Origin of the sequence: Methylophilus sp. (genome assembly GCF_052173275.1) — a bacterium.
GTDB lineage: Bacteria > Pseudomonadota > Gammaproteobacteria > Burkholderiales > Methylophilaceae > Methylophilus.
Genome location: NZ_JBQMUL010000002.1, coordinates 841,047 through 864,135 on the forward strand (window position 1 = coordinate 841,047; position 23,089 = coordinate 864,135).

General features: G+C 51.0%; 22 protein-coding genes. 8 read left to right on the forward strand and 14 right to left on the reverse strand.

Annotated elements, in window-relative coordinates; translation table 11 throughout:
* Positions 1-22 precede the first annotated feature (22 nt).
* Positions 23-667, forward strand: coding sequence for a hypothetical protein (locus ACTS9Y_RS05580; RefSeq protein WP_442584986.1), 645 nt, complete (start codon positions 23-25; stop codon positions 665-667).
* Positions 668-707: 40 nt separating this feature from the next.
* On the opposite strand, the gene ACTS9Y_RS05585 is transcribed toward ACTS9Y_RS05580, so the two are convergent.
* The 6 genes from ACTS9Y_RS05585 to ACTS9Y_RS05610 all read right to left on the reverse strand — a co-directional run bounded on the left by ACTS9Y_RS05585 (position 708) and on the right by ACTS9Y_RS05610 (position 8,343).
* Positions 708-2,441, reverse strand: coding sequence for a TolC family protein (locus tag ACTS9Y_RS05585; RefSeq protein WP_442584987.1), 1,734 nt, complete (start codon positions 2,439-2,441; stop codon positions 708-710).
* An 11-nt stretch (positions 2,442-2,452) separates the two neighbouring features.
* On the reverse strand, positions 2,453-3,760 hold the full coding sequence (locus tag ACTS9Y_RS05590; RefSeq protein ID WP_442584988.1) for an HlyD family secretion protein: 1,308 nt from the start codon (positions 3,758-3,760) through the stop codon (positions 2,453-2,455).
* Positions 3,753-5,426 carry a peptidase domain-containing ABC transporter gene (locus ACTS9Y_RS05595; RefSeq protein ID WP_442584989.1) on the reverse strand — a complete coding sequence of 558 codons (1,674 nt, stop codon included), beginning with the start codon at positions 5,424-5,426 and terminating at the stop codon, positions 3,753-3,755. Before ACTS9Y_RS05595 ends, ACTS9Y_RS05590 begins: the two co-directional genes overlap by 8 nt.
* Before the next feature lie 128 nt (positions 5,427-5,554).
* Positions 5,555-6,958: an ammonium transporter gene (locus tag ACTS9Y_RS05600; RefSeq protein WP_442584990.1), complete on the reverse strand. Its 1,404-nt coding sequence runs from the start codon at positions 6,956-6,958 to the stop codon at positions 5,555-5,557.
* Between the two features lie 15 nt (positions 6,959-6,973).
* Positions 6,974-7,312 carry a P-II family nitrogen regulator gene (glnK, locus tag ACTS9Y_RS05605; RefSeq protein WP_018986930.1) on the reverse strand — a complete coding sequence of 113 codons (339 nt, stop codon included), beginning with the start codon at positions 7,310-7,312 and terminating at the stop codon, positions 6,974-6,976.
* Between the two features lie 74 nt (positions 7,313-7,386).
* Positions 7,387-8,343: a TorF family putative porin gene (locus tag ACTS9Y_RS05610; RefSeq protein ID WP_442584991.1), complete on the reverse strand. Its 957-nt coding sequence runs from the start codon at positions 8,341-8,343 to the stop codon at positions 7,387-7,389.
* A gap of 254 nt (positions 8,344-8,597) precedes the next feature.
* On the opposite strand from ACTS9Y_RS05610, the gene ACTS9Y_RS05615 reads away from it, so the two are divergent.
* Genes ACTS9Y_RS05615 through ACTS9Y_RS05625 form a run of 3 tightly spaced genes read left to right on the forward strand, consistent with a single transcriptional unit; the run spans position 8,598 to position 10,905 of the window.
* Positions 8,598-8,846: an accessory factor UbiK family protein gene (locus ACTS9Y_RS05615; RefSeq protein WP_442584992.1), complete on the forward strand. Its 249-nt coding sequence runs from the start codon at positions 8,598-8,600 to the stop codon at positions 8,844-8,846.
* A gap of 44 nt (positions 8,847-8,890) precedes the next feature.
* Positions 8,891-10,390 (forward strand): YifB family Mg chelatase-like AAA ATPase, encoded by a 1,500-nt coding sequence (locus ACTS9Y_RS05620; RefSeq protein ID WP_442584993.1) that lies wholly within the window; start codon positions 8,891-8,893, stop codon positions 10,388-10,390.
* Positions 10,391-10,401: 11 nt separating this feature from the next.
* The gene (locus ACTS9Y_RS05625) at positions 10,402-10,905 is read left to right on the forward strand and encodes a DUF1993 domain-containing protein (RefSeq protein ID WP_442584994.1); all 504 of its coding nucleotides are present in this window, start codon (positions 10,402-10,404) and stop codon (positions 10,903-10,905) included.
* A gap of 4 nt (positions 10,906-10,909) precedes the next feature.
* On the opposite strand, the gene ACTS9Y_RS05630 is transcribed toward ACTS9Y_RS05625, so the two are convergent.
* Positions 10,910-11,320 carry a hypothetical protein gene (locus ACTS9Y_RS05630; RefSeq protein WP_442584995.1) on the reverse strand — a complete coding sequence of 137 codons (411 nt, stop codon included), beginning with the start codon at positions 11,318-11,320 and terminating at the stop codon, positions 10,910-10,912.
* 260 nt (positions 11,321-11,580) lie between these two features.
* On the opposite strand from ACTS9Y_RS05630, the gene ACTS9Y_RS05635 reads away from it, so the two are divergent.
* Complete coding sequence (locus ACTS9Y_RS05635) at positions 11,581-11,736, forward strand: hypothetical protein (protein ID WP_379033177.1); 156 nt, start codon at positions 11,581-11,583, stop codon at positions 11,734-11,736.
* Positions 11,737-12,090: 354 nt separating this feature from the next.
* Here ACTS9Y_RS05635 and ACTS9Y_RS05640 read toward each other — a convergent pair whose 3' ends face one another.
* From ACTS9Y_RS05640 to ACTS9Y_RS05665, 6 genes are read right to left on the reverse strand one after another with little or no spacing between them, the layout of a single operon-like run.
* Positions 12,091-16,197, reverse strand: coding sequence for a pilus assembly protein (locus tag ACTS9Y_RS05640; RefSeq protein ID WP_442584996.1), 4,107 nt, complete (start codon positions 16,195-16,197; stop codon positions 12,091-12,093).
* A gap of 12 nt (positions 16,198-16,209) precedes the next feature.
* Positions 16,210-16,905, reverse strand: a complete 696-nt coding sequence (locus tag ACTS9Y_RS05645) for a pilus assembly PilX family protein (protein ID WP_442584997.1) — start codon at positions 16,903-16,905, stop codon at positions 16,210-16,212.
* On the reverse strand, positions 16,895-18,034 hold the full coding sequence (locus ACTS9Y_RS05650; protein ID WP_442584998.1) for a PilW family protein: 1,140 nt from the start codon (positions 18,032-18,034) through the stop codon (positions 16,895-16,897). Before ACTS9Y_RS05650 ends, ACTS9Y_RS05645 begins: the two co-directional genes overlap by 11 nt.
* 17 nt (positions 18,035-18,051) lie before the next feature.
* Positions 18,052-18,459, reverse strand: a complete 408-nt coding sequence (locus tag ACTS9Y_RS05655; protein WP_442584999.1) for a type IV pilus modification PilV family protein — start codon at positions 18,457-18,459, stop codon at positions 18,052-18,054.
* Positions 18,453-18,965: a GspH/FimT family pseudopilin gene (locus ACTS9Y_RS05660; protein WP_442585000.1), complete on the reverse strand. Its 513-nt coding sequence runs from the start codon at positions 18,963-18,965 to the stop codon at positions 18,453-18,455. Before ACTS9Y_RS05660 ends, ACTS9Y_RS05655 begins: the two co-directional genes overlap by 7 nt.
* Positions 18,966-18,967: 2 nt before the next feature.
* Positions 18,968-19,381, reverse strand: a complete 414-nt coding sequence (locus ACTS9Y_RS05665; protein ID WP_442585001.1) for a type IV pilin protein — start codon at positions 19,379-19,381, stop codon at positions 18,968-18,970.
* Positions 19,382-19,548: 167 nt separating this feature from the next.
* Between ACTS9Y_RS05665 and lptM the strand changes: the two genes are divergently transcribed.
* Positions 19,549-19,683 carry an LPS translocon maturation chaperone LptM gene (gene lptM / locus ACTS9Y_RS05670; protein WP_379058604.1) on the forward strand — a complete coding sequence of 45 codons (135 nt, stop codon included), beginning with the start codon at positions 19,549-19,551 and terminating at the stop codon, positions 19,681-19,683.
* Positions 19,680-20,924, forward strand: a complete 1,245-nt coding sequence (lysA, locus tag ACTS9Y_RS05675) for a diaminopimelate decarboxylase (RefSeq protein ID WP_442585002.1) — start codon at positions 19,680-19,682, stop codon at positions 20,922-20,924. Before lptM ends, lysA begins: the two co-directional genes overlap by 4 nt.
* A 140-nt stretch (positions 20,925-21,064) precedes the next feature.
* On the opposite strand, the gene purU is transcribed toward lysA, so the two are convergent.
* Positions 21,065-21,919: a formyltetrahydrofolate deformylase gene (gene purU / locus ACTS9Y_RS05680; RefSeq protein ID WP_442585003.1), complete on the reverse strand. Its 855-nt coding sequence runs from the start codon at positions 21,917-21,919 to the stop codon at positions 21,065-21,067.
* A gap of 129 nt (positions 21,920-22,048) precedes the next feature.
* On the opposite strand from purU, the gene ispH reads away from it, so the two are divergent.
* A complete protein-coding gene (ispH, locus tag ACTS9Y_RS05685) occupies positions 22,049-23,026 on the forward strand; it encodes a 4-hydroxy-3-methylbut-2-enyl diphosphate reductase (RefSeq protein ID WP_442585004.1) in 978 nt (325 codons plus the stop codon).
* The last annotated feature ends 63 nt before the right edge of the window (positions 23,027-23,089 follow it).

Here is a 23,089-nt window from a genome sequence, read left to right on the forward strand (position 1 = left end):
AGATTGATTGTTAAAAGCGCGTATGTTCGACGACTTTCCAAATGACCTGCGCCAGGAAATAGCGCAATCGGCAGCTAGGCTGATGTTTGAAGAAGGCATTAGCGACTACGCACGGGCTAAGCGCAAGGCGGTGAAAGTATTGGGTATCCAGCAGGATGCGCCGCTGCCAACCAATGCCGAAATCGATATGGCTTTGCGCGAATATCATGCGCTGTATGCTGATGAGGCAGACGCTGCCCACTTGCTGGATCTGCGCCAGGCTGCGCTGCTGACCATGCAATTACTACAAAAATTCAATCCGCACCTGACCGGCTCGGTACTGGACGGCACCGCTGGCCCTTATGCCGATACGGATATCCATGTCTTCGCCGAAAGCGCCAAAGAATTAGAGATATACCTGCTCAACCAGAACATCCCTTATCACGGCGATGAGCAGCAATACCGTATGTCAGATCGGCCTGGCAAACAGAAACATGAACTGGTGCGTAAACGCGTGCCGGTGGTATTGGTTGAGACAAGGTTCGGCACACAACGCATCAGTATTTTCGAGGCGGATGACATTCGCTCGGCACCGCGTAAAAATGGCGAGAAATCCGGCATACAGCGCATGAATTTATCGCAGTTCAGCGAGTTGGTGCGTACGCAGCCTTCAGCAGATCCGACATAGCCAAACCCCTCTTCGCGACACCAACGCCTGCTGTAAAAACCTACTGCAAACTGATCTGGCCGTGACCTAATACGGTACCAGTCGCAAAAGCCACATCGACCAGCGATATCTGGTAATCACTGATGGCGCGTATCTCCTTGAGTTGCGCTTCGCCCAGGCGAGTCAATGTCTCCAGCACTTCAGTCATGGTGCGTAGCCCTTCGTTAAACTGCTTGAGCTCGGCTTCGTAGTTGATGCCAGCGACCAATACCTGCTGGCGTGCCGCAATGATCCGCTGCCAGTTCTGGTCTATCTTATCGAGCGCATCATGAATCTCGCGTTTCACCGTCAGCGTTTGCAGCGTTTTAGTGGTCAGGCGCTGCATGCGCTGCGCCACCGCCCGGTCCAGCTTGGCTTTGCGCGCCTCGTTGCTCACCGGCATCTCGAATTTCAGGCCCAGCGACCAGTCACGGTAGCGGCCATCAAACAGATCCTGGCCTATATCGCTGAAGCGCTCGCCAGAGCCTGACAATGCGCCATATTGATAATCCAGCGAGAACATCGGCAAGGTCTGGTTCTGTAGATAATCGATCTGTATCAGGTCAGCGCTTAATTTAAGTTCCTGGTCCAGCAGCTCGATGCGGCTGTCGAGGGCGTCACGGATCAGGTGCGCGCGGTCAAACTCGAATCTGACCAGGTTAGGCGGGGTCGCGGGCACCCAGGGCGATTGTTTTTCCTGATCATCCGGCAGATCATTCAACAAAAACTGTAATTGCCGGTGCGCGAGTTTGAGGTTGGTTTCGGCAATAATCAGTGCTTCCATGCGGTCAGCCACACCTATCTCGGCACGGTTGATTTCTACGGCAGCGGTGAGGCCTTCCTGTACCCGGCGTTTCACCATAGCCATATTCTGGCTGGCATATTCAAACTGGTTTTTACGCACATCCAGCGCTGCCCAGGCTTCGTATAATTCCCAATAAGCCTTATCCACCATGGCCACGATACGAATTGTCTGCAAACGGGTACGCAACTGCACGCCGTCCCGGTCCAGCTCGGCGATGCGGATGCTGGCTTCGTTCACATCCCGCCCGGCATTGCGCAACAAAGGCTGGCTAAATGAAAAACGCAGGGCGCTGCGGTATTGGTCACTGGCGAATTTGCCCAGGCTTTGCCGGTTTTCCAGCGGCGCACTCAGGGTCACCGTGCCGCCGGTACGCAATGGCACTTTGATGCCAGCTTCCACATCCCAGTATTGTTTTTTCTGCGCATCGAGGTTTAGCTTGGCCAACTCGCCATCCAGCAGCGGATTATCAGATTTGATGATCACTTTATCGCCAGACATGGCTGGCGTGTCTTTTTCGGCATATTTGGCATAAGCAAAAATCACCTGATCGAACTTGGCTTGCTCCTCGCGCAATGACTGTCTGGCCAGTTCCGGGTCCATACGGGCGACTTTCACCTGCAAATTATTCTGCAGAGCGCGCTGGCGGATATCGGTGATTGTCACCTGCTGGCCTTGCGCTTCGAGCAGCATGCTATCGTCTTCAGGGTTATCAAACGGTTGCAGCGCGCGCTTGAGATCTACCGCGACTGATGGCTTGCGTTGTTGCTGTTTGATCGCATCGTGCAAGGGCTGTGCCGGTTGCTGGCTGTATTTTTCCAGTGCGCGGCCTTCCGGTTTTTCCAATCGCTGCCGGGTACGCGTATCACTGACTTCGTCAGCGCATGCCATATTAGACAGGCAGATCAGCACATATAGACCCGCACACTGCCAGAGGCGGCCAGCGTGCCTCATGCTAGTTCGCCTCATGCCGGTTTGCTCACGCCAGTATTCAAGGGCGACACTTCGTGTGGGATACGCGGCGGGAAGCCGTTCAGCAAGCGCCAGATCTCGTAGCCTATGGTCACGCGCTCCAGCAAGACCCAACCTTTGGCACTAATGCCCTGCCGCAGGAATCGTGGTGAAGGCCATTCTGGCGAACCGGGTTTGTGTACCACCATAATGCGGAAGTGACCGCTGCCATTATCGGTAGGGTCAACAAAGGAAATCTCGCCTTCAAAGGTGCCGACCCCGACTTGCGCCCAGCCTGGCACCTGGATGGCAGGCCAGCCCTCAAACTCCAGCCGCACCACACTGCGCTGGGTGATGAGAGGCGCGTCACGACCATCTACCCATAACTCGACCGCACGTTGTGTAGTGTGCGGCACGATGACCAGCAAAGGGTCACCTTGTTTGATGATTTGCGATTGCGAGTTCACCGGCAGGCGGAAAATAGTGCCGTCACGCGGTGCAACGATTTTTTGCATGTTTTGGCGCGCCAACGATATCTCAGAGCTATGCAGGCTGTTTTCACTATCGGCCATTTCACCCTTGATCTTGTTGATGGTCGCAGAAGTAGAATCCAGATAAGCCTGTGTATCCGAGCGGATCTGCTGGATATCGGCCCCGGCAGAGCTGGTTTCTGCCTTGGCGGATTGCCATTGTGCCTGCGCGGCACTCAGGTTACGGCTGGCAATAATATGGTCGCGCTCGGCCACTTCCAGGTCGCGCTTGGAGACCAGGCCATCGCCAAACAAACGTTGCAGTCGTGCCACCTGCAAGCTGGCTGCGTCCAGCGTCGCCTGGGCAGAATTCACGGCCTCCTGGCTGCTGCGGACTTTTTGATTGGCGACATCAAGTTTATATTGGGCAGCCGAAATCTTGGCATCCCGGGCTGAAGTCAGGCTCTGTTTTTGCAACTCATAGGCACTTAACTCATCCTGCTTGGCGGTGAATTTGCTTTGCAGGTTATCGCGCTGTGCTTCCAGGCGTTGCTTGAAATTGGGATCAGTATCGCTGATCTCCAGCAGCAGATCGCCTTCTTTCACCTGCGTGCCTTCTTGTACATGCCAGCGGTTGATCAGCCCGCTCACCGGCGCATCAATCGTTTGTACGCGTTCTGAAGGCGAGTAGGCAGTGACTTTGCCCAGGGCAGTCACGTTTTGCTGCCAGGGTAAGAACATAAAAATGGTCGGCAGCACCAAGAGTAACCAAGCCATGCGCTTGATCCATATCCGCAGCCGATTCGGCGTTTCAACACCACGCATCAGGCTTGTTTGCACTTTATTATGCATGTTCAGCCCCTGACTTACCGTTAGCGCTGTCCAGCGTGATTACCTGCTGGAATTGTTGCGCGATATGCTTGAAGCGCGTGGTTACAATCAGCATCCAGTTGGCTTCGTAGCGCTTGAGTACGGTCAGCACCTGTTCCAGCTCATGCTGCGCCAGGCCATCCAGCAAGCCATCCACAATCATTAAATCCGGTGCACCTATGATGGCTCTCGCCAGCATCAGGCGTTGCAACTGGGTGTAAGACATGGGCGCACCGTAATCCGTCAGTTCGGTTTCTATGCCGCGCTCCAGTTTGCTGATGTCCTCCCACAAACCCAGTGCCTGCAGGACATCGATAATCACATCGATCTCGATCCCGTTTCTGGTCAGGCGCAGATTCTCCAGTATCGTGCCCTGCTGCCACTCCACCTTGTTCGCCACCCCGATACGATCACGCAGGTGGTTTAAATCCAGTTGCCGCAAATCAATGCCGTTATAGGTCAGATGCCCTTGCTCAGGCTGCCGCAAACCGGCAATCAGTTCCAGAAGTGTGCTTTTACCTGTACCCAGGGCACCAAGTATGGCCAGGCTTTGCCCGCGCTGCACAGTAAAGTTGAGCTTGTTGACCAAGGCGGTTTGATGATGATGATTAAAGCTCAGGTCTATGGCCTGTAACTCGTGATAACCATCGCCATTCGATTGATGCTGACCAGAGGCTTCTACCGGCAATGTTTCCAGCACGCCTAACTTATCCACCGCAGCCAGCAGGTCGTAAAAATATTCCAGCTTGGTGATAAAGCGCACAAATGCCGACAGCACGCCAAAAATAATCAGTTCGGCGGCGACAAATTGCCCAAGGTTGATTTGCCCCTTGATCACCAGCGTACCCCCCAGTACCAGCATGCCGGTGCCTATCACCGCATACATGCTGACCGCGCTGATCAGCTGCGTCATCAATACTTTGAAGTGGTCACTTCTGGCCTTGAGATAATATTGCGCCAGGTGTTCTGTCTTATCCAGCGTGCGCTGCTTTGCGCCATAGAATTTAGATAGCCATTTGTTTCTGGCAATATTTTCCAGCCACGCCGCCATCGTATATTTGGCTTTGGATTCCTGTAATGCGCTTTGCTCAGCCTGCTTGCCTAGCCAGAAAATGACTGCCCACAACACCACTAGCATGATGATGACCAGGATGCCGAAATACAAACTGTAGAAAAGCAGCACGATGCTGCCTATCAGGCCTTGCAGCAAAGCCGTCAGGCCGATGGTGAGTAGTGTCGCAACCGACTTCTGTACAGTCTGGATATCGAAATAACGATTCACCAGCTCTACCGGGTTGTTTTTGTCATAGACAGAAATATGGATCTGCTGGGTATTCTGGGCGATCAGCAAACTGCTGCGTATAAAGATCCGGCGCTGGATCAGTTCTACCAGGAAACTTTCAATCGCATAGATAGCCCCGGAAAGTGCCAGCAGGCAAAACAGGATAAAACCGACTACATACAGCGGTTGCAGCACGCCGCCCATGGTGACGAGATTGACCATGGTTTGCACGGCAACAGGCGTTGCGATGCCCAACAGGCCGTAGCCCATGGTGAGGTAAACCAAGAGCAGGATATCCTGCTTTTCAAAACTGATTAGTTGGGAAACTCGTTGAAGAGGCGTTAAATCCGACTGTGCATTTGCCATAATAAAGTTATTGTAATTCAGGCCCAGTGCATTGGTAACCCTGCACTGCATTTAGTTCAAAAAAAACGGCTCTGAAAGAGCCGTTTTTCCCCAGCAAACCTGTGGTCACAGGCTGCTAATCATTCGCATTACAAGCTGTATGCACGCTCGCCATGCTCAGTCGTATCCAGACCTTCGCGCTCGTACTCTTCGCTGACACGCAGACCAACCACGACATCAACAACTTTGTACAAGATCACGCTCACAATACCGGTCCAGATCAGCGTCACAACCACCGCGATGATCTGCGTAGTCACTTGGCCACCCATGGTCACGCCTTCAGCGTAACCTACACCGCCTAAGCCAGGGGCCATCAATACACCAGTACCTACCGCACCCCAAATACCTGCCAGGCCATGCACGCCGAACACATCTAGAGAGTCATCATAACCCAGCGCACCTTTCAGTTTAGTAACGCCCCACAGGCTGACGAAGCTGGCAGTGAAACCGAGGATGATAGAACCCATAGGGCCGATGAAACCACACGCCGGAGTAATCGCCACCAGACCAGCAACCGCACCTGAAGCTGCACCCAACATGCTAGGCTTGCCTCTGAACAACCACTCAGCAAAGATCCAGCCCAATACTGCAGCAGCCGTTGCCAGTTGTGTATTCACCAGCACCATGCCAGCAGTCGCATCTGCAGCCAGTTCGCTACCTACGTTGAAACCGAACCAACCCACCCACAGTAATGAAGCACCGATCATGGTCATCACCAGGTTGTGCGGAGGCATGGCTTCTTTACCGTAACCGATTCGTTTGCCCAGCATCAATGCGCCAACCAGAGCAGCCACACCAGCGTTGATGTGCACCACAGTACCACCAGCAAAGTCCTTGGCACCCAGTTCAGCCAGGTAACCACCACCCCACACCATGTGCGCAATCGGGATATAAGCAAATGTCACCCACAAAGCAGTAAACAGCAGCACCGCAGAGAACTTGATACGCTCGGCAAAACCACCAACGATCAGTGCAGGCGTCAGCGCAGCAAAAATCATCTGGAAGGTCAGGAACACATATTCAGGAATGGTGCCGGTCAGGCTGTCAGTAGTAATGCCAGACAGAAACGCCTTGCTTAACCCACCAACGATCATATTGCCTTCAGTAAAGGTCAGGCTGTAGCCATAAGCCGCCCACAACACTGAGATCAGCGAGAACACCACGAACACCTGCATCAATACCGAGAGCATATTTTTCTGACGTACCAGGCCACCGTAGAACAGTGCCAAACCAGGAATCGTCATCAGGATCACCAGCACAGTTGCGATAATCATGAATGCGGTATTACCGACATCCAGTGTCGCAGGTGCTTCGGCGGCGGCCTCAGCGGGCGCGGCTTCTGCTGCTGGCGCTTCGGCTGCAGGTGCAGCATCAGGCGTGACTGTTTCCGTCACCGTCACAGCCTCTGTCACAGTTTCTTCAGCATAGGTGACTGGAGTTGCTGCCAGACCCATCAGGGCGACCAGCGATAATACAGAAAGAATTTTCTTCATAACTGAAGCCCTCTCTTATAGCGCATCCGGACCGGTTTCACCGGTGCGGATACGATAAACTTGTTCCAAATCGAAGACAAATACTTTGCCATCGCCAATCTTGCCAGTCGCCGCTGCTTTTTCGATGGCATCGACCACCTGATCCAGCATGTCGTCTTTAATGGCTACTTCGAGCTTTACCTTTGGTAAAAAGTCTACGACGTATTCAGCGCCACGGTACAACTCGGTATGCCCCTTTTGGCGTCCAAACCCCTTTACTTCAGTGACGGTGATGCCTTGTACCCCGATATTGGACAAAGCTTCACGCACTTCATCAAGCTTGAATGGCTTGATTATTGCGGACACAAATTTCATTTGCTTCTCCTGTTGTTAACTCTGGCAGGCACCGTGCCCGCCAGATGTGTTTACAGCACTTGTGTTGACTGTACTTAGAAAGTACGTGTCAAGGTCAATACCAAACGACCTTCGTTCAAATCTTTACTTTGTGCACGGACGCTATCGCCTTTACCGTTAAAACTGGTACCGCCGTAGCCGTTCTCACCCCAGTACTGCTTGTTGCTGGCACCAACGTAGTAGATACCACCGTTCCAACCTTCAGAAGCACCGATTTTAAACGCTTTGCTCAAACCGATTTTGTAGTCAGTGTAATCAGGGCTGGAAGCACCAGAGAAACTCGAACTCGGCAGGTTTGTGCCGCCATCGCTTGAGAAAGTCGTATCCAGTTTACCATTCACATTCAATTGGCCTACGTGACCAACTAGTGTCAGATCCCACCATGGCAATGGATAGTTCGCGTTCACTTCAAAATAAGTACTGCCTTTGGTGCTGCCATCCCAGCCGGTAGCACGTTCAGCGCCAAACCAGTCAGTCAAAGTCACAGAAAGCTTGGCACTTACCCAGCCATAAGCCAGGCCAAAGTTAACTTCAGCGGTATCCCAGCGGCCGCCACGTGGCGTTAATACTGTGTTTGCAGCATTATTTCCCCCTGCATCCACTGCTGCTGAACTTCTGTATTTTTTCCATGAACCACCTGGATACAAGTAACCGATCAAGCCGACACTGTAACCTAAACCTTCAATGCCAGGTACGGCACCGTTATAACCACCGTACACATCAACTTCAGCCGTTGCATCAGGAAATGTGTTTGGCGTCACGTTAGAACCCCAGGCGCCGACGTAAAAGCCGCTGTCATGCGTGATATCCAGGCCACCTTGCACAGAAGGCTTATGCCAGTTTTGTGAAATACCACGTGCATAGTAATCTGACACGAAGCCAATGTTGGCTGTCGCTGCCCAAGGAGATTTTGCTTCCTCTTCAGCTGCATAAGAAACTTGTGCCAATGACAAGGTGCCTAACACTGCTGTAATCAAAATAGATTGACGCATCTATGAGTCCTCTCTCTAAAAGTCTTGATCGAATGTTGTAAACGATAATGAAACAACATTGACGACTAAGCAAAGCATGTGCCAATATATATAACCCTTTAAAATCATATAGTTATAGTATTTTTTGTTAATTATAAATATAAATACTTTTATAAGTAATTGATTTTTATAAACTTATAGGAATAAATACTGGATAAAACGTATCTGTTCAATCACTATGCATGCTAAAATCCAAGAAAAAGGAGCACTCAACCATGCTATTTTCAAACGAAAAAATTAAAGAATTATCTTTTAAAATCAAACAATTAATTGATTCAAGCCCAATTTCAGAGCTTGAATCGAATATTCATGCACTAATTCAGGGCGTGCTCACCAAAATGGAACTTGTTTCGCGCGAGGAATTTGATATCCAATCGGCTTTACTTGCGCGCACCCAGCAACAATTACGTGCGCTGGAAGAAAAAATCACTGCGCTGGAACAAGCTCACACAACAGACAGTTAAAAATAATTTACAATTGTTAGCATTCCGTTAAAAAGGAGTGCAGCATGAGTCTGGCAGTGTTATATAGCCGCGCGTTAAGCGGCATGGAAGCACCGGAAGTGGTTGTAGAAGTGCATTTAGCCAATGGCTTGCCCAGTTTTACCATTGTCGGTTTGCCTGAAACCGAGGTCAAAGAGAGCAAAGACCGCGTTCGCGCCGCAATCCAGACTGCCCAATTCGAATTCCCGGCCAGGCGAATCACCGTCAACCTCGCCCCGGCGGATCTACCTAAAGAAGGTGGCCGCTATGATTTACCCATTGCACTTGGCATTCTGGCCGCCTCCGGCCAACTCCCCAAAAAACATCTGGCCAATTATGTGATTGCTGGCGAACTGGCCCTCACCGGCGCGCTGCGTCCGATCCGTGGCGCGCTGGCGATGACTTATCAGCTTCGTCAGGACACCGAAAACAGGCGCGCGGCGATTCTGCCCCAAGAGAGTGCATACGAGGCCAGCCTGGTCGAAGGTTCAACCATTTATGCCGCTGATAGCCTGCTGGCGGTATGTGCGCATTTGTCTGAAAAACAGGTTTTGCCGCAGCAGCCGGCCCTGACGCATAGTGCATTGCCCTTGTTGTCAGATTACCGGGAAGTGAAAGGGCAGCTGCGCGCCAAGCGTGCGCTGGAACTGGCAGCCGCCGGACAACACAGCGTATTAATGAGCGGCCCGCCCGGCACCGGCAAAAGCATGCTGGCGCATCGGTTTATGAGCATTTTGCCCGCGATGTCTACCGAAGAGGCGCTGGAGAGCGCAGCGATATTGTCACTCACCAGCCAGTTTCCTGCAGCCAGCTGGAAACAGCGCTCGTTTCGCGCGCCGCACCATACGGCTTCAGCCGTGGCGCTGGTGGGCGGTGGTAGCGTGCCACGCCCGGGGGAGATCAGCCTTGCGCATCATGGCGTGTTATTTCTTGATGAGTTGCCTGAATTTGACAGAAAAGTATTGGAAGTGCTGCGCGAGCCGCTGGAAAGCGGCATGATCACCATCTCACGCGCGGCCAGGCAGGCAACTTTCCCGGCGCAGTTTCAGTTGCTGGCGGCCATGAACCCCTGCCCATGCGGTTATTACGGCCACTACAACCAACGCTGCCGCTGCACGCCGGAGCAAATCGCCCGTTACAAAAACAAACTTTCCGGCCCCTTGCTGGATCGCATTGATATGAATATCGAAGTGCCTGCGCTCAAACCGGAAGAGTTAAGCCATAGCCAGGCGGGCGAAGCCAGTGCGACTATCCGCGAGCGTGTCGTGATGGCCAGACAGCGGCAGATGCAACGCCAGAACAAGCCTAATGCAGCGCTGGGGCCGTTGGAAATAGAGATGTACTGCCAGCTGGATGATAAAAGCCAGGCGCTGCTACAGGCAGCCATGAAAAAATTCTCGCTCTCTGCGCGCAGCTATCACCGCATCCTGAAGCTGGCACGCACGATTGCAGATTTAGCGGCGCAGCAAACGATAAGTGATGCGCATATCGCTGAGGCGTTACAATATCGTCGTTATGAATATTGAAAGCGTTAGCCATGCATTTATATGATGTCAGTATCGCGCCGCTGGTGCGCAACCTGCACAACCTGAAACATATCCTGCAGCAAGGTGAACTGTATGCCGAGCAGAAAAAAGTGGAGCCTGAGGCGATACTCAATAGTCGGCTCTCCATCGATATGTACCCGCTGACCCGCCAGGTACAGCTGGTGAGCGATATGAGCAAAGGCGCAGGTGCCAGGCTGGCCGGGCTGGAAATTCCGCAATATGCAGATGATGAAACCAGTTTTGAGATGCTATATGCGCGCATAGCCAAAACCCTGGATTTTTTAGCGCAGATTCAGCCCGCACAATTAGAAGGGGCTGAAAATAAAGAAGTCGTACTGACCATACGCAAAGCCGACCTGACGTTTACTGGCATTGATTACCTGGAAAAATGGGTGATGCCGAATGTCTACTTCCACAGTACTACCGCGTATAACATCCTGCGCCACATCGGTGTGCCTTTGGGCAAAACCGATTACCTGGGGCAAAAACGCTAAGCGCTTATTTTCGCGCGCGCCAGTAGCTGGTGCCCGCCGCATCATCCCTCAACATCGCCTGCCTGCGCAGGGTTTCGTAGGCTTCGTCCTGCGAAATGCTTTGCGCATGGGCGATTTCACTCGCGCGAGCATTCGCTTTGGCTACCCATGCCGGGTTCTGCTGATAGCCGCGATCTTGCATGCACCTGTCCAGCACCCGCGACTGCCTGGCCATTTTTTCCAGCTTCTGAAAAGGCAGCGCTTCTGGCAAGCTCGCAGCCGCCTTGCCGGCAATCAGGTCACATTGATTCAACGTCTGTGCCAGTGCACTGAGCGGCAGATCTGAGGGGTCATCCGCCATGTTCTGCCAGTAGAGCACCCCTGCACTTGTGATTAACACCATGGCCAGAATGCCGACCACCTGTACAGTTTTCATCGTTAGCCGCTTTCATTGAGTGAGTTGCGCCGTGCGCGTCAGGTCATTTTGCGCGTATTTTCTTCTTTGTGCCAGCAGGCAAATCCGTGACACATGCTTTCCACATTTACTTCATTAAATCTTCATACATGGTCTGTAAGCTATTGATTAACAGGATGAATAGCAGATGTAAATAAGCGTGAACAATGCGCGCCCTGCCATCAAGAATTCATCCGGCATGACGTTAAAGACTTATACAGATCACATCTAAAGGAAAAATCATGAACAACTGGCTGGAAGAACCCCTGACCTACACCGCTAGCATGCCGGAACTGATGACAGCGCAGGACATTATGTACCTGGCAGAAGACATCGTGGCTGATAACAATATCCTGGCAATCTACAAACCTGCTGAATTGTCACTCGAAGTCGTTTAAGGTTTTTTAAAAAGCAAACATGCGCTCAATGCATGCTTTGCCTGCAGCAGTGGTGTATCTACGCACCTGCCCTCAATGCCTCTCTTTTTGTAGGCCATATACGCCTAGACAGCTCCCGGATGTTTCCCTAGAATAAACCTTCCCTCAACTGGTACGACAGGAGGCAAGTATGTTTCTAGGAGCGATTGGAATCTATGCGCTGATCGGTATTGTTGTAGTGATTTGTGTGATCTTGTATGTGTTCGCAAAAATAGTGAAGTAACACAGCCCTGTAAAAAGCCCCTCAATGAACTGCCCGCTTTCAGACATTGCGTCTGCTATTGTCGGGCATTTCAACCAGGGGCTTTTTATCGCCTATTGGATCAGCTCACGCCAGCTTTGCTTGGTGCCGTAACTGCCGTTGGTTTTCTGCTTGAAGATATTACCCGTCTTACCCGTGCCTGAGATGCCAAATACCTGGTCATCCAAACTTAGCTGCTGCGGGGTGGGGTCATTACTGCCCGTCACCACGACATGGGGGACACCCTTGCCATCATAGACGATATTAAAACCTACGGCGGGTGAAGTCATACGCTCTGAAACGAGGCCACTCGGCAGGATAGAGCGCCCTTTTTTATAGTCAAAGTAATTAAACCATCCAAAACCAGCGCCACTGCAAGCCTGGCTGGTAGGTACCATGGTTGGCATTAACAACACGCCGTTCAATAACAAAGGATCCAGATTCACACGCTCGCCAGGCGGGAAATCCAGAAGCCAGCCATAACTATTGTCAAAACTCACATCCACGGTGGAGGAAACCCTGCGATCCTCTTCAAGTTTCCGGGGTTCTAATTTGCGAGCATCTATTGGCGAAGTCTGGCCGTTATCTTTGAATGCGTAGACCGAATTCAATGGGGTGTTAGTCAGATCAGCCGGCTCCAGGAACTTGCCAGTCCCCACCATCACCACCATATTTTTATCCACCTTGCCTAATTCAGGCTGGGTAGTGATCTTCTGTATATTCCCGCCAGTGTCTTTCAAGATAGCGACTCTGGCGACAGAGTTCGTATTGATATCAAATCGCCAGATATTGCCATTAAGGTCGCCACCATAGACCCTCAATGCCGAATTGTTTTCAAACATCTGCTCCGCATAAGCAGAGATTTTAGCCAGGCCGCTAGGTTCAGCCCCGCTACCATTGCCAGTGGAGATATGCCCAACTTGCGCACCCGTATTCGCATCCAGAATATATAAATGACCTGCGCCATCCCCTGCCGGGCTATTTGGTACAACAGTGGTGCTATTTAGCTTTCTCGCATCATTGCCGTTGTTGTATCCCGAAGTGACTAAAACCACCCAGCGGCCATCTTTCATTTTAGTGACGACCGGATTACCAAAGCTATAGCCTAAGTGGTTGCTATCTAAAGTAGATTGCGTACCAAACTCCCACAACAGTACCGGATTGTCAGGGCTTGTCACATCAATCGCAAAGTAGCCGCGACCACCGCCATTCAAACCAGAAACTAAAATAGTGCGCCAGACAGCATTGGTACCACTACAACCTGAAATACAAATATCAGTGACTACCGGGCTGCCATTCACATAGTTTGTGTGATAGTTTGCGCCATACTCTTTGTCTGCCAAATTTGCCAGATTAGGAATCACAGGGGTTGGGATAAACGCCCACAACTCATAGCCCGTGTCCGCATTGAAAGCATGCAACATGCCGTCATTTGCGCCAACATAAACGGCAGGTGTGCGGCTGGCCATATCGGTTTTATATTTTTTATAACCTGGGTCCAGATAGCCTGCATTTGAGACTTTAAAATAAATCGGGCGCGATTGGGAAATATCGCCTAGTGTCGCCTGGCGCTCTCTGAATAGCTTATTTTCAGTTTTAGGATTTGAACTAATATCTTCATAGGTTTTATTACCCCGTAAATAATCCACCAACTTACCCACCTTATCTGGATCCTTCATTCTCTGATCAGTGGCTGGTAACCCTAGCATTTGACTGAGCGCTTTATAACCAGTTTCAAGTGCATTCCGATGTGTGACAGATAAATTATCCACAGCAAATGACTTCAACGTATTATTGGCGTTAACGTAGATTGTACGACCGTTAGTCGTGGCCATTTGATCCGGCAAACGGCCCTTACAACTTTTGGCAATTTCCACGTAGCAAGAGTCAGACTCACTAAACCCTAATGAGGAACCCAAATTTGCACTGGCGCAATCCGACTGCTTAGAACTCACCGTTTTACAATAAAGCTTTCCATCTGGCCCGGCATATTGCGTCGCGGGATTTGAGCATCTTTCAGCGGCTACATGCTCCACGCACCAGACGGCGGCCTCTGAAGTTTCCAATGTATTAATATTGACAGTACGCGCTTCAAGGTTACCGATCCATTTTACTGTTTGATAGCTAGCGACATACTGAAAGTTATCCCCTTTAATCGGGGCTAAACTACTCGCCGCCGCCGCGGCACTAGCGCCTTGTACTGACTTAATCTCTGACAGGCCTTTAACCAGTTGTTCACGCAATAGTTTAGGATTGCTTGCGCTGTAGTAAGTGCCCCCGGCATTGACTGCCGCATGCCATAAATCATCAATCCGGGTGCCATTCTCTGCCTTAGTAGGATCAGGCCAGTTTTTAGCACCCGTGGTCAGGTCTTGGTAATCACCCACAGTCTGATTTTTATAGTTCTCGCTATAAACCAGTGTTCCATCAATACCCAACCCTAAAGTGAGTGTCACCATATTTTGCTTGGGATAATCAAGGGCAGTTCCGCACACTGAAGTACCACCTGAACCAGTGCAGTTTGAGAATGTGCCGTCCCTTATATCGGTATCATAAAAATATTTAGCGACATCGGCTAACGTTCTAGTGGCATCAGCACTATCAAACTGCGGTTTAAGTGTGCCGGCACCATCAAGGTTTCCAATCAAAGCGCCCTTAAGATCAAGAATATCTCTCGCTTGAGTTGCATCCTCATTCCAGTAACCATCTGTCGTGAGCAAAGCAAAATTTTGCTGGCAGGCATACTGCATGGGGTCATCCGAACCTAACGTTTTTTTGCCCGCAAAATGCCTGCCCACATTGGATAGCGTTTTACGTAATGGCGTCCCATCTTTTGCCGTAACAGCAAAAAGCTTGTCGTACCAGTCCTTCTTCTGCTTGGGATCAAAAGGCGCCAAGGCTAAATAATTACCATCAGGGTTATTAATCGTCACGAATCCAACACGATAGCGCGAATCCAATCCTTTAAAAGCTTGGCTAGCCGCCGTTTTCATTGCTAAAAGGCGAGTACGATAGTAGGTGGCCCAATTAGCAAAATTCATAAACTCTTCGTCATATGTACAAGCGCTGGTCGCTTTGCAATCAGTACGCTCTAAACCACGGGCAGCGGAGCCTGGCATGACATAGCTGCTTTGACTGCTGTTTATTTCCTGATAAACCAGGCTACCGGGAATATCACTCCCATTAGTCGGTGAATTGAGCCTCTCAGCAGTATAGCTACCGCCAGTACCTGAGAAAGTGACCTGAATTGGATTTGCCGTGTTGATTGGATCACCTGCCAAAGTGGTGATGTCAACACGGCTTCCTGAAACAGAAACCTTATTTCCACCCAGTTTGCAATTACCTGTGGGGTTATCTGTGGTGCAAATCCGACTACCAACGTTACTAGCAATAGTCCCTGAATTGGAACTTGAATTAGTAGATTCGGATAATATTTCTATATTATTGATTTTAATACTAGTGACACTGACAGATCTGCTCGTGCTAAAGGTCAGGCTGTATCTTGCTAAAGGTTCTCTTAGCGATATATACCTGATGCCTCCCGTCACCACTTCGTTGCGTATCCCCTGGCAACTGTCATTCGTACCAAGTGTTCTTTTAAGGGCCGTGGCGGCTGAATTACACCATCTTAATGGTGCAGGATACTTATAATCTCCTACAGCCACTTTTGAAATAATGCAGCTGGTTAATGCTGTGGTCGTGCAATATTCACCTGCCACATAGTAAAAATAATAGGCAGAAGCACCTCTTGTAATAAAAATATTATTGTTAGATGCATTTTGCTCGTATACCCTCGCCGTTTGCGAAAAGCTGCTATAGGAGGTGCGGTTTACCAGGCTTACGCCTAGGGAGTTGAGCGGCGGCGTATATGTCACCTCTGGATTATAAAATTGCGTGTTATAGGCAGAATTGCTGAATAATCTATCTGGTGAATCTAGAATAACATCTCTTAAACCTGAACGATAAGTTCTCAGTTTGTGATCATCCAATGCCCAGTCCGGGGTGTAATCAAACCCCATACTGCCCGAGTTATCCAGTATGAACATCAGGTTCGGCTTAACATCCGAACTGCCGGAAGTTTGCAAAGGCATGGTCGCCAGATCCAGGAATTCAGCCTGTGAAACCGCTGGTAGCAATAATCCCAAACAAATAAATAGGCGTGCCCAGAGTGTGTTTTTCATGATTCCACCCGTTTAGTTGGAAATAAAGGATTGCATAAAAGTTAATGTATTTTTCGGGCCGGCAATGCGCAGGGTCACCCGGTATAAAGGTGAATCCGAACTGGCGATACATTGTTTGAATAACTCGATATTGGTCACATTGTGCGAGCAGTTTTCACCGTTGCTGGGTGAACTGGCCATCATGCACCGTGCTGCCTCGCTTTTGGCAGTGCCTGCATTGATCTCTGCGTCGCTGTAATTACACATGCGTTCGATCACATAGCGGATCTCGTTACCCTGCCGGTCTATGCCATTGCGTATCTCATCATTACCATCCGTCTGGCTGGGGACCAGACTGCTGTTGGCGTCGTTCCAGGCCATGGTGGTTAACAATTTCGCATCGCAGATCAAGGCACTTGGCTGTGCATCAAACTGGCTGCAATTCGCGTAATAGCCTAGTTGCGCATTATGTTTCACGCTATCGATCAATAACACTTTCTTGCTTATATTCTCGGCCACGCCTTCGAGCGCCACATTCGAAGCCGAGCTGGCCGACTGACGAAACACCATATTGCCGGATAACAAGGCGTTGGTATCGACACTGCGAATCAGGGAAACGGCAGCAATCGACATGACTGCCAGTGCCAATAATGCAAAAAACAGCACCAGCCCGGCCTGGTTGGCAGGGTGATGACGGTGGTGGTTGGATGATGATCGGTTATAAAGCATCGCGATTCCAGATCACATTTCTGAGCGGGATGGTGACTTCAAACGTCCGGTACCTATACTGTTGCCAGTCAGTATTAGCGCTTAAATTGACATTGGCGGGGGTCGCGTCACTTTTCCAGATACAGACCTTGCTGACGCCTGGCGCTGCGCCGTTGCATTCCTGGCTGACGATGTTTTTTTGTAGATTGCCATCTCTGGCAACCACCGCGATCCTGATGGCGCGAATACGGTTTCTGTCCAGCAGGCTAATACTCGTGCCATAGGTGCCGGTGGCATTCACCCATGCATCTACGCGATTCAAATACTTTGCCGCCGTGACTGAAGTAGAGGCCGAGTCCTCGGTACTTGCAATGCCATATTGCGCTTGCAAGGCAACAATATCGCTGGCGACTGGCACGGCGATGCTATTGGGGAACGGTGTAGAGCTAGACGTGCCGCCGGTGCGCGTCAACTCCTGTTTGTCATTTACGGTAAATTCGTACTGGTTCCATGCGCCCAGGCAAGAGAAACGCACCCAGTCAGACCCATTCAGGTTGGTGACCGGGCTGGCAGTCGGCGCGGTATTGAGCTCGGTGAGGGTATTGATCGTGCGGTCTGCGTTCAGCTTCTGGATCCTCGCTAACGTGCAGTTAGGCGTCGCCGGTGTCTGATGAAACAGCACAATGTCATTTTCCTGGCAGCCGATCAGGCGACCATCCAGGGAAGGGCCAGACATCAGGCCGGTTGAGCGCAGGGATGCGCCACCACTGGCAGGATTACCGTAGCGGATACGCACGATGTCATGGCCAGTACCGCCATCCACAATCACCACGGGTGACAAATTGATCACCACGCCGGCCTGATTAATCGAGGTATCAATCGGGCACAGCAATGGTGAAGGGTCTGAGCTGTTATAAAGCGGCAAACCATAGCCCGCATTCTGTGCATCGCGCTGTATATAATAAAGCGCAAGTACACCGCTGGATTGCGCATCCGACCCACCGGAGATCATGCGTTTCCGTGCTTCAAAACCGCTGAACAAATTACTGATCGCCAAGGTGGCCACCAGGCCGATTAACAGGCCGATTAACAATTCGATCAGGCTCATGCCTGCCTGATGGCGCAAAAAACCGATTCGTTTAGCTGGCATGTGATGGATGTCCTGTCTCATGGCAGCACGTCAAACAAATAACTTGAAGCATTCACATGGTGCTGGCTGCCACCTGGCACTTGCCATCCCACCGTCACCGTCACCATGCTATTGGTCAGTGAAGAAAAACTCAGCGTACCATTCGGGAGTTGCGCTTTGATTTTCTCACCATCCACTTTACTGACATAGCCTGAGGCCCCTCCCCCGTAAGCCATCATATTGGCCAGATGTGTCTGGGCGATCAACTGTGCTTCCGCACGGTAGCGATTGTCATTGCTGTTTTTCAGCATGGCGGTTTGCAAACCCACCAGCGCCAGCACGCCCATGCTGAAAATCACCACCGCTACCATCGCTTCGATCAGCACGGATCCGCGCTGCGTGGGCAGACCAGAGGCAACTAACTGTTTAGGCACAGGTTTTAGCATTTTCTCGCATCTCCTGTAGCAGTCACCGAAGGGTCACACAATTTAGTATAGCCTCCGGCGGCCAGTAAAATACGCAGCGCTCTGCGTTCGCTACTATTGACCTGCAGATTAGTGATATCCACACGTGACAGCGCAGCCGGTATGGCCGGGTCACGGGTGCCAAAGCTGGTGAACACCGCGGTGTTGTTATCTGTGGTCACCTGAATATTGGCGGATGACCCTTCGGCGGCGCTTTTAGCAGAAATGTTAGCCGGACAATTGTCGGTGACTGTTTGGCAGCCGAGTTGCCAGCTGGAATTACTTTGTAGCGTGAACTTGATACTGGCATTGCGCTTGATCGCCTCTGCCCTGGCCTGCTGCAAACCATTTTTGATAGACTCTGCCACCGTCCTGATCTGCGAGTTTCCAAGAGAGGACTGGAACGCCGGAATTGCCAGCATAGAAACGGCCATCAACACCACGACTGTGACCACCAGCTCAATCAGTGTGAACCCCTGCTGTTGCATGGCTAGCAACTACCTGATGAAGTGGTTAACCAGCACGAGCTGCCTGCCGTGCCATCGTATTTTGAAGTCTTGACGTTATCCTGATTCACCGTGAATTCAAAATTACCCATGTTTTGCGTCGATTTCCCGGTGGCCTTCAGGGTGTAAGTGGTCGCCGTCTGGTTGTCTATCGCATAATCAAAAAATTTGGCGTCTGCCGGACTGCACACAAAGCCGACATAGGTGTAATTATCCTGGTAAAACTGCTCTGCCTGCACCCGGCAGTTAGCCAGATTCGCAGGCGCCTCTACCGAGTTACCGCTTTTAATGTAATCCTGGTAGCCAGGCACCGCGATACTCGCCAGTATGCCCATGATGGCAACGACGATCATCACTTCAATCAAGCTAAACCCCTGGTGCATTGCGCGACGCATCATAGTGAGACCTTTTTTACGATGTGCCTATCATGCGAATTGCATAGAGGGATGTCCAGCGCTGACTGACCAGTGGCAAGGTTTAGCCGATAAACGGTCAACCATGCTTGCCATCAAGCACTGGTGGTTTAGTGATAAAATGGAGGTCTATTTAAATCGGACTGTGGATTATGCTTTCCTTCTGGACGCGACTATTAGCGCTTAGCCTGTTATTGGCACAATTAAGCGCCTGCGGGCTCAAGGGTGATTTATATATCCCCGAACGCCAGTATCCTCAACCTCAACCAAAAACCCCTGCCCAGTGACTGCTTTCAATACTAAAAATGGCCTGCTACATGCCGAAAATGTAGCCTTGCGCGACATCGCCCAACAACACCAGACACCGACTTATGTGTATTCCCGCCATGCCCTGACTGAAACTTTCAAACGTTTTCAGGCTGGCCTGTTGGGTCATGAGCACCTGATCTGTTTCGCGGTCAAAGCCAACCCCAGCCTGGCTATCCTCAACCTGTTTGCCCGCCTGGGCGCTGGGTTTGACATCGTCTCTGGTGGCGAGCTGGCACGCGTGATTGCTGCGGGCGGCGATCCGAAAAAAGTGGTGTTCTCCGGCGTGGGTAAATCTCATAGCGAAATCCGCGCTGCGCTCGAAGCGGGCATTCTTTGCTTTAACGTTGAATCCATTAATGAATTACACCGCATTCAGCAAGTTGCTGCCGACATGGGCAACATTGCACCGGTTTCATTGCGGGTGAATCCGAATGTGGATGCCAAAACCCACCCGTATATTTCCACCGGCCTCAAAAACAACAAATTCGGCGTGGCGTTTGAAGATGCGCTGGATCTATACCAGCAAGCCGCCAGCATGCCGAATATCGCCGTGCATGGGGTAGATTGCCACATCGGCTCACAAATCACCGAGTTATCGCCTTTTCTGGACGCACTGGATAAAGTGCTGGGCCTGGTGGATGCCTTATCAGAACGCAATATCCATATCCAGCATATCGATGTCGGCGGTGGCGTGGGCATTACTTATAGTGACGAAACCCCGCCGGATTTTGCGACTTATACCGCAGCCATCATGCAAAAACTGGCTGGCCGTGGCGTGAAAGTGCTGTTTGAGCCTGGCCGTGCATTAGTAGGCAATGCTGGCGTGTTGCTGACTAAAGTGGAATATTTAAAACCAGGCGAGAGCAAAAACTTCGCGATTGTCGATGCCGCCATGAACGACCTGATGCGCCCGGCACTGTACGACGCCTATCACAACATCACCACCATTGCCGATTCGTCAGCCCAGGCACAAATCTACGAAGTGGTCGGCCCGGTGTGTGAAAGTGGAGATTTTCTTGGCCATGACCGCACCCTGACGATTGCAGAAGGCGACTACCTGGCGATCCACTCCGCCGGTGCTTATGGTATGAGCATGGCCAGCAACTACAATACCCGTGCACGGGCGGCAGAGCTGCTGGTTGATGGTGACCAGGTACATGTGATCCGCGAACGCGAGCAGATCGCCGATCTGTTTAAACTGGAACGTATCTTGCCCTAGTGCTTGCTCCATAGCGCTTCTATTCAACGGCGCTAAAATATAAATGCATGATGTAAATGCATAATAAAAAAACCGAAGCCATTTAGCTTCGGTTTTTTATTGGGTTTTACCGCCATAACGCAGCCATGAATGGCGCATGTTTAATCAAAGATCACCGTCTTGTTCGCATAGAGCAGGATACGGTGTTCGATATGCCAGCGCACTGCTTTCGACAGCACGATACGCTCCAGGTCGCGGCCTTTCTGGATCAGATCCTCCACCTGGTCACGGTGCGAAATCCGCGCCAGATCCTGCTCGATGATAGGCCCTTCATCCAGCACTTCAGTCACGTAGTGGCTGGTAGCGCCTATCAGCTTCACGCCACGCTCAAACGCACGGTGATACGGGCGCGCACCAATAAAAGCCGGCAGGAAAGAATGGTGGATATTAATGATTCTTTGCGGATAACGCGCCACAAAATCAGGTGACAATATCTGCATATAACGCGCCAGCACAATCAGATCGATCTGGTATTTGTCGAACAGCGCAAACTGTTGCGCCTCGATCTCTGGCTTGGTTTCCTTGGTCATGGGCAGATAATGAAAATCAATGCCATAAAAAGCAGCCAGCTTTTCCGTATCGCGGTGATTACTGATGATCAGCGGAATATCACAGGCCAGCTCGCCGCTATGATGCCGGTGCAACAAGTCTGCCAGGCAATGGTCATACTGCGAGACCATAATCGCCAACCGTGTTTTTTGCTCGGAAAGTTTCAGCTGCCAGGTCATGGCAAAGCGCTCGGCGACAGGGCTGAATGCCTGCTCAAAATCTGCCACCGCCACATTGAAATCGCTCAAATCCCACTCGACACGCATTAAAAACAGATTATTTTCCGCATCCTGATGCTGGTCTGCGTGTAAAATATTGGCATTGTGCTCATATAAAAATTGCGCAATCGCCGCCACAATCCCTTTGGTATCCGGGCAGGTAATCAGCAAAGTAGCAGTGTTTTTCATAACTTTTGGTGGGTAACTGGCAACAAAACGCCGATTATACCTGATGCATGCCAGACCTTGTGACTGACCATGGCTTAACCTTAAGGATTAGCGGGCGCAATGCAATAGCCTCCTTCACGGAATTGATTTATGCAAACAAATGACTCACCGAATATTGTGCTGGCTAACCCGCGCGGTTTTTGCGCCGGCGTAGACCGCGCCATTATTATTGTCGAACAGGCCCTGGAAAAATTCGGCGCGCCGATCTACGTGCGTAACGAGGTCGTGCATAACAAATTCGTGGTTGGCCAGCTGCGCGAAAAAGGCGCCATTTTTGTTGATGAGCTGGAAAAGATTCCGGCAGGCAATATTGTGATTTTCAGTGCCCATGGCGTATCCAAAGCCGTGCGCGCAGAGGCCGAGTCCCGTGGCCTGACTGCATTTGATGCCACCTGCCCGCTGGTGACCAAGGTGCATATTGAAGTCGCCAAGATGCGTAAAGAAGGCCTGGAGATCATCATGATAGGCCATAAAGGTCATCCTGAAGTCGAAGGCACTATGGGCCAATCCGAAGCTGGCGGCATGTACCTGGTAGAAACCCCGGAAGATGTCGCTGCCTTACAGGTATCCGATGCCGACAAGCTGGCGTATGTCACGCAAACGACACTGTCAGTGGACGATGCCACGCAAGTGATCAACGCATTGAAAACCCGCTTTCCTAATATCAAAGCCCCTAAAAGCGATGATATCTGCTATGCCACGCAAAACCGCCAGGATGCCGTCAAAATCATGGCCAAAGATTGCGACCTGGTGATCATTGTCGGCTCGCCGAATAGCTCAAACTCCAACCGCTTGCGCGAAGTAGCTAAAAACCAGGGCGTAGAAGCCTATATGGTGGATAACGCCAGCCTGCTCAACCCGGAATGGTTGAAAGGTAAAACAAAAATCGGCATTTCAGCCGGTGCTTCCGCACCTGAGGTGTTAGTCAAGGAAGTCATTCAGGCGTTGCATGCCATGGGCATCTCTCATGTCGAAGAGCTGCAAGGCGTAGTCGAGAATGTGGTGTTTCAACTGCCTAAAAACCTGGTGAATGCAGAAAAACGTACGCAAAACCCGGTCGCCCCGTAATCACCAGCCAATTCAGCATCTGGCGGCGGCTGCCGACCCCAGCCTGGCATTCAATGCAGTTTA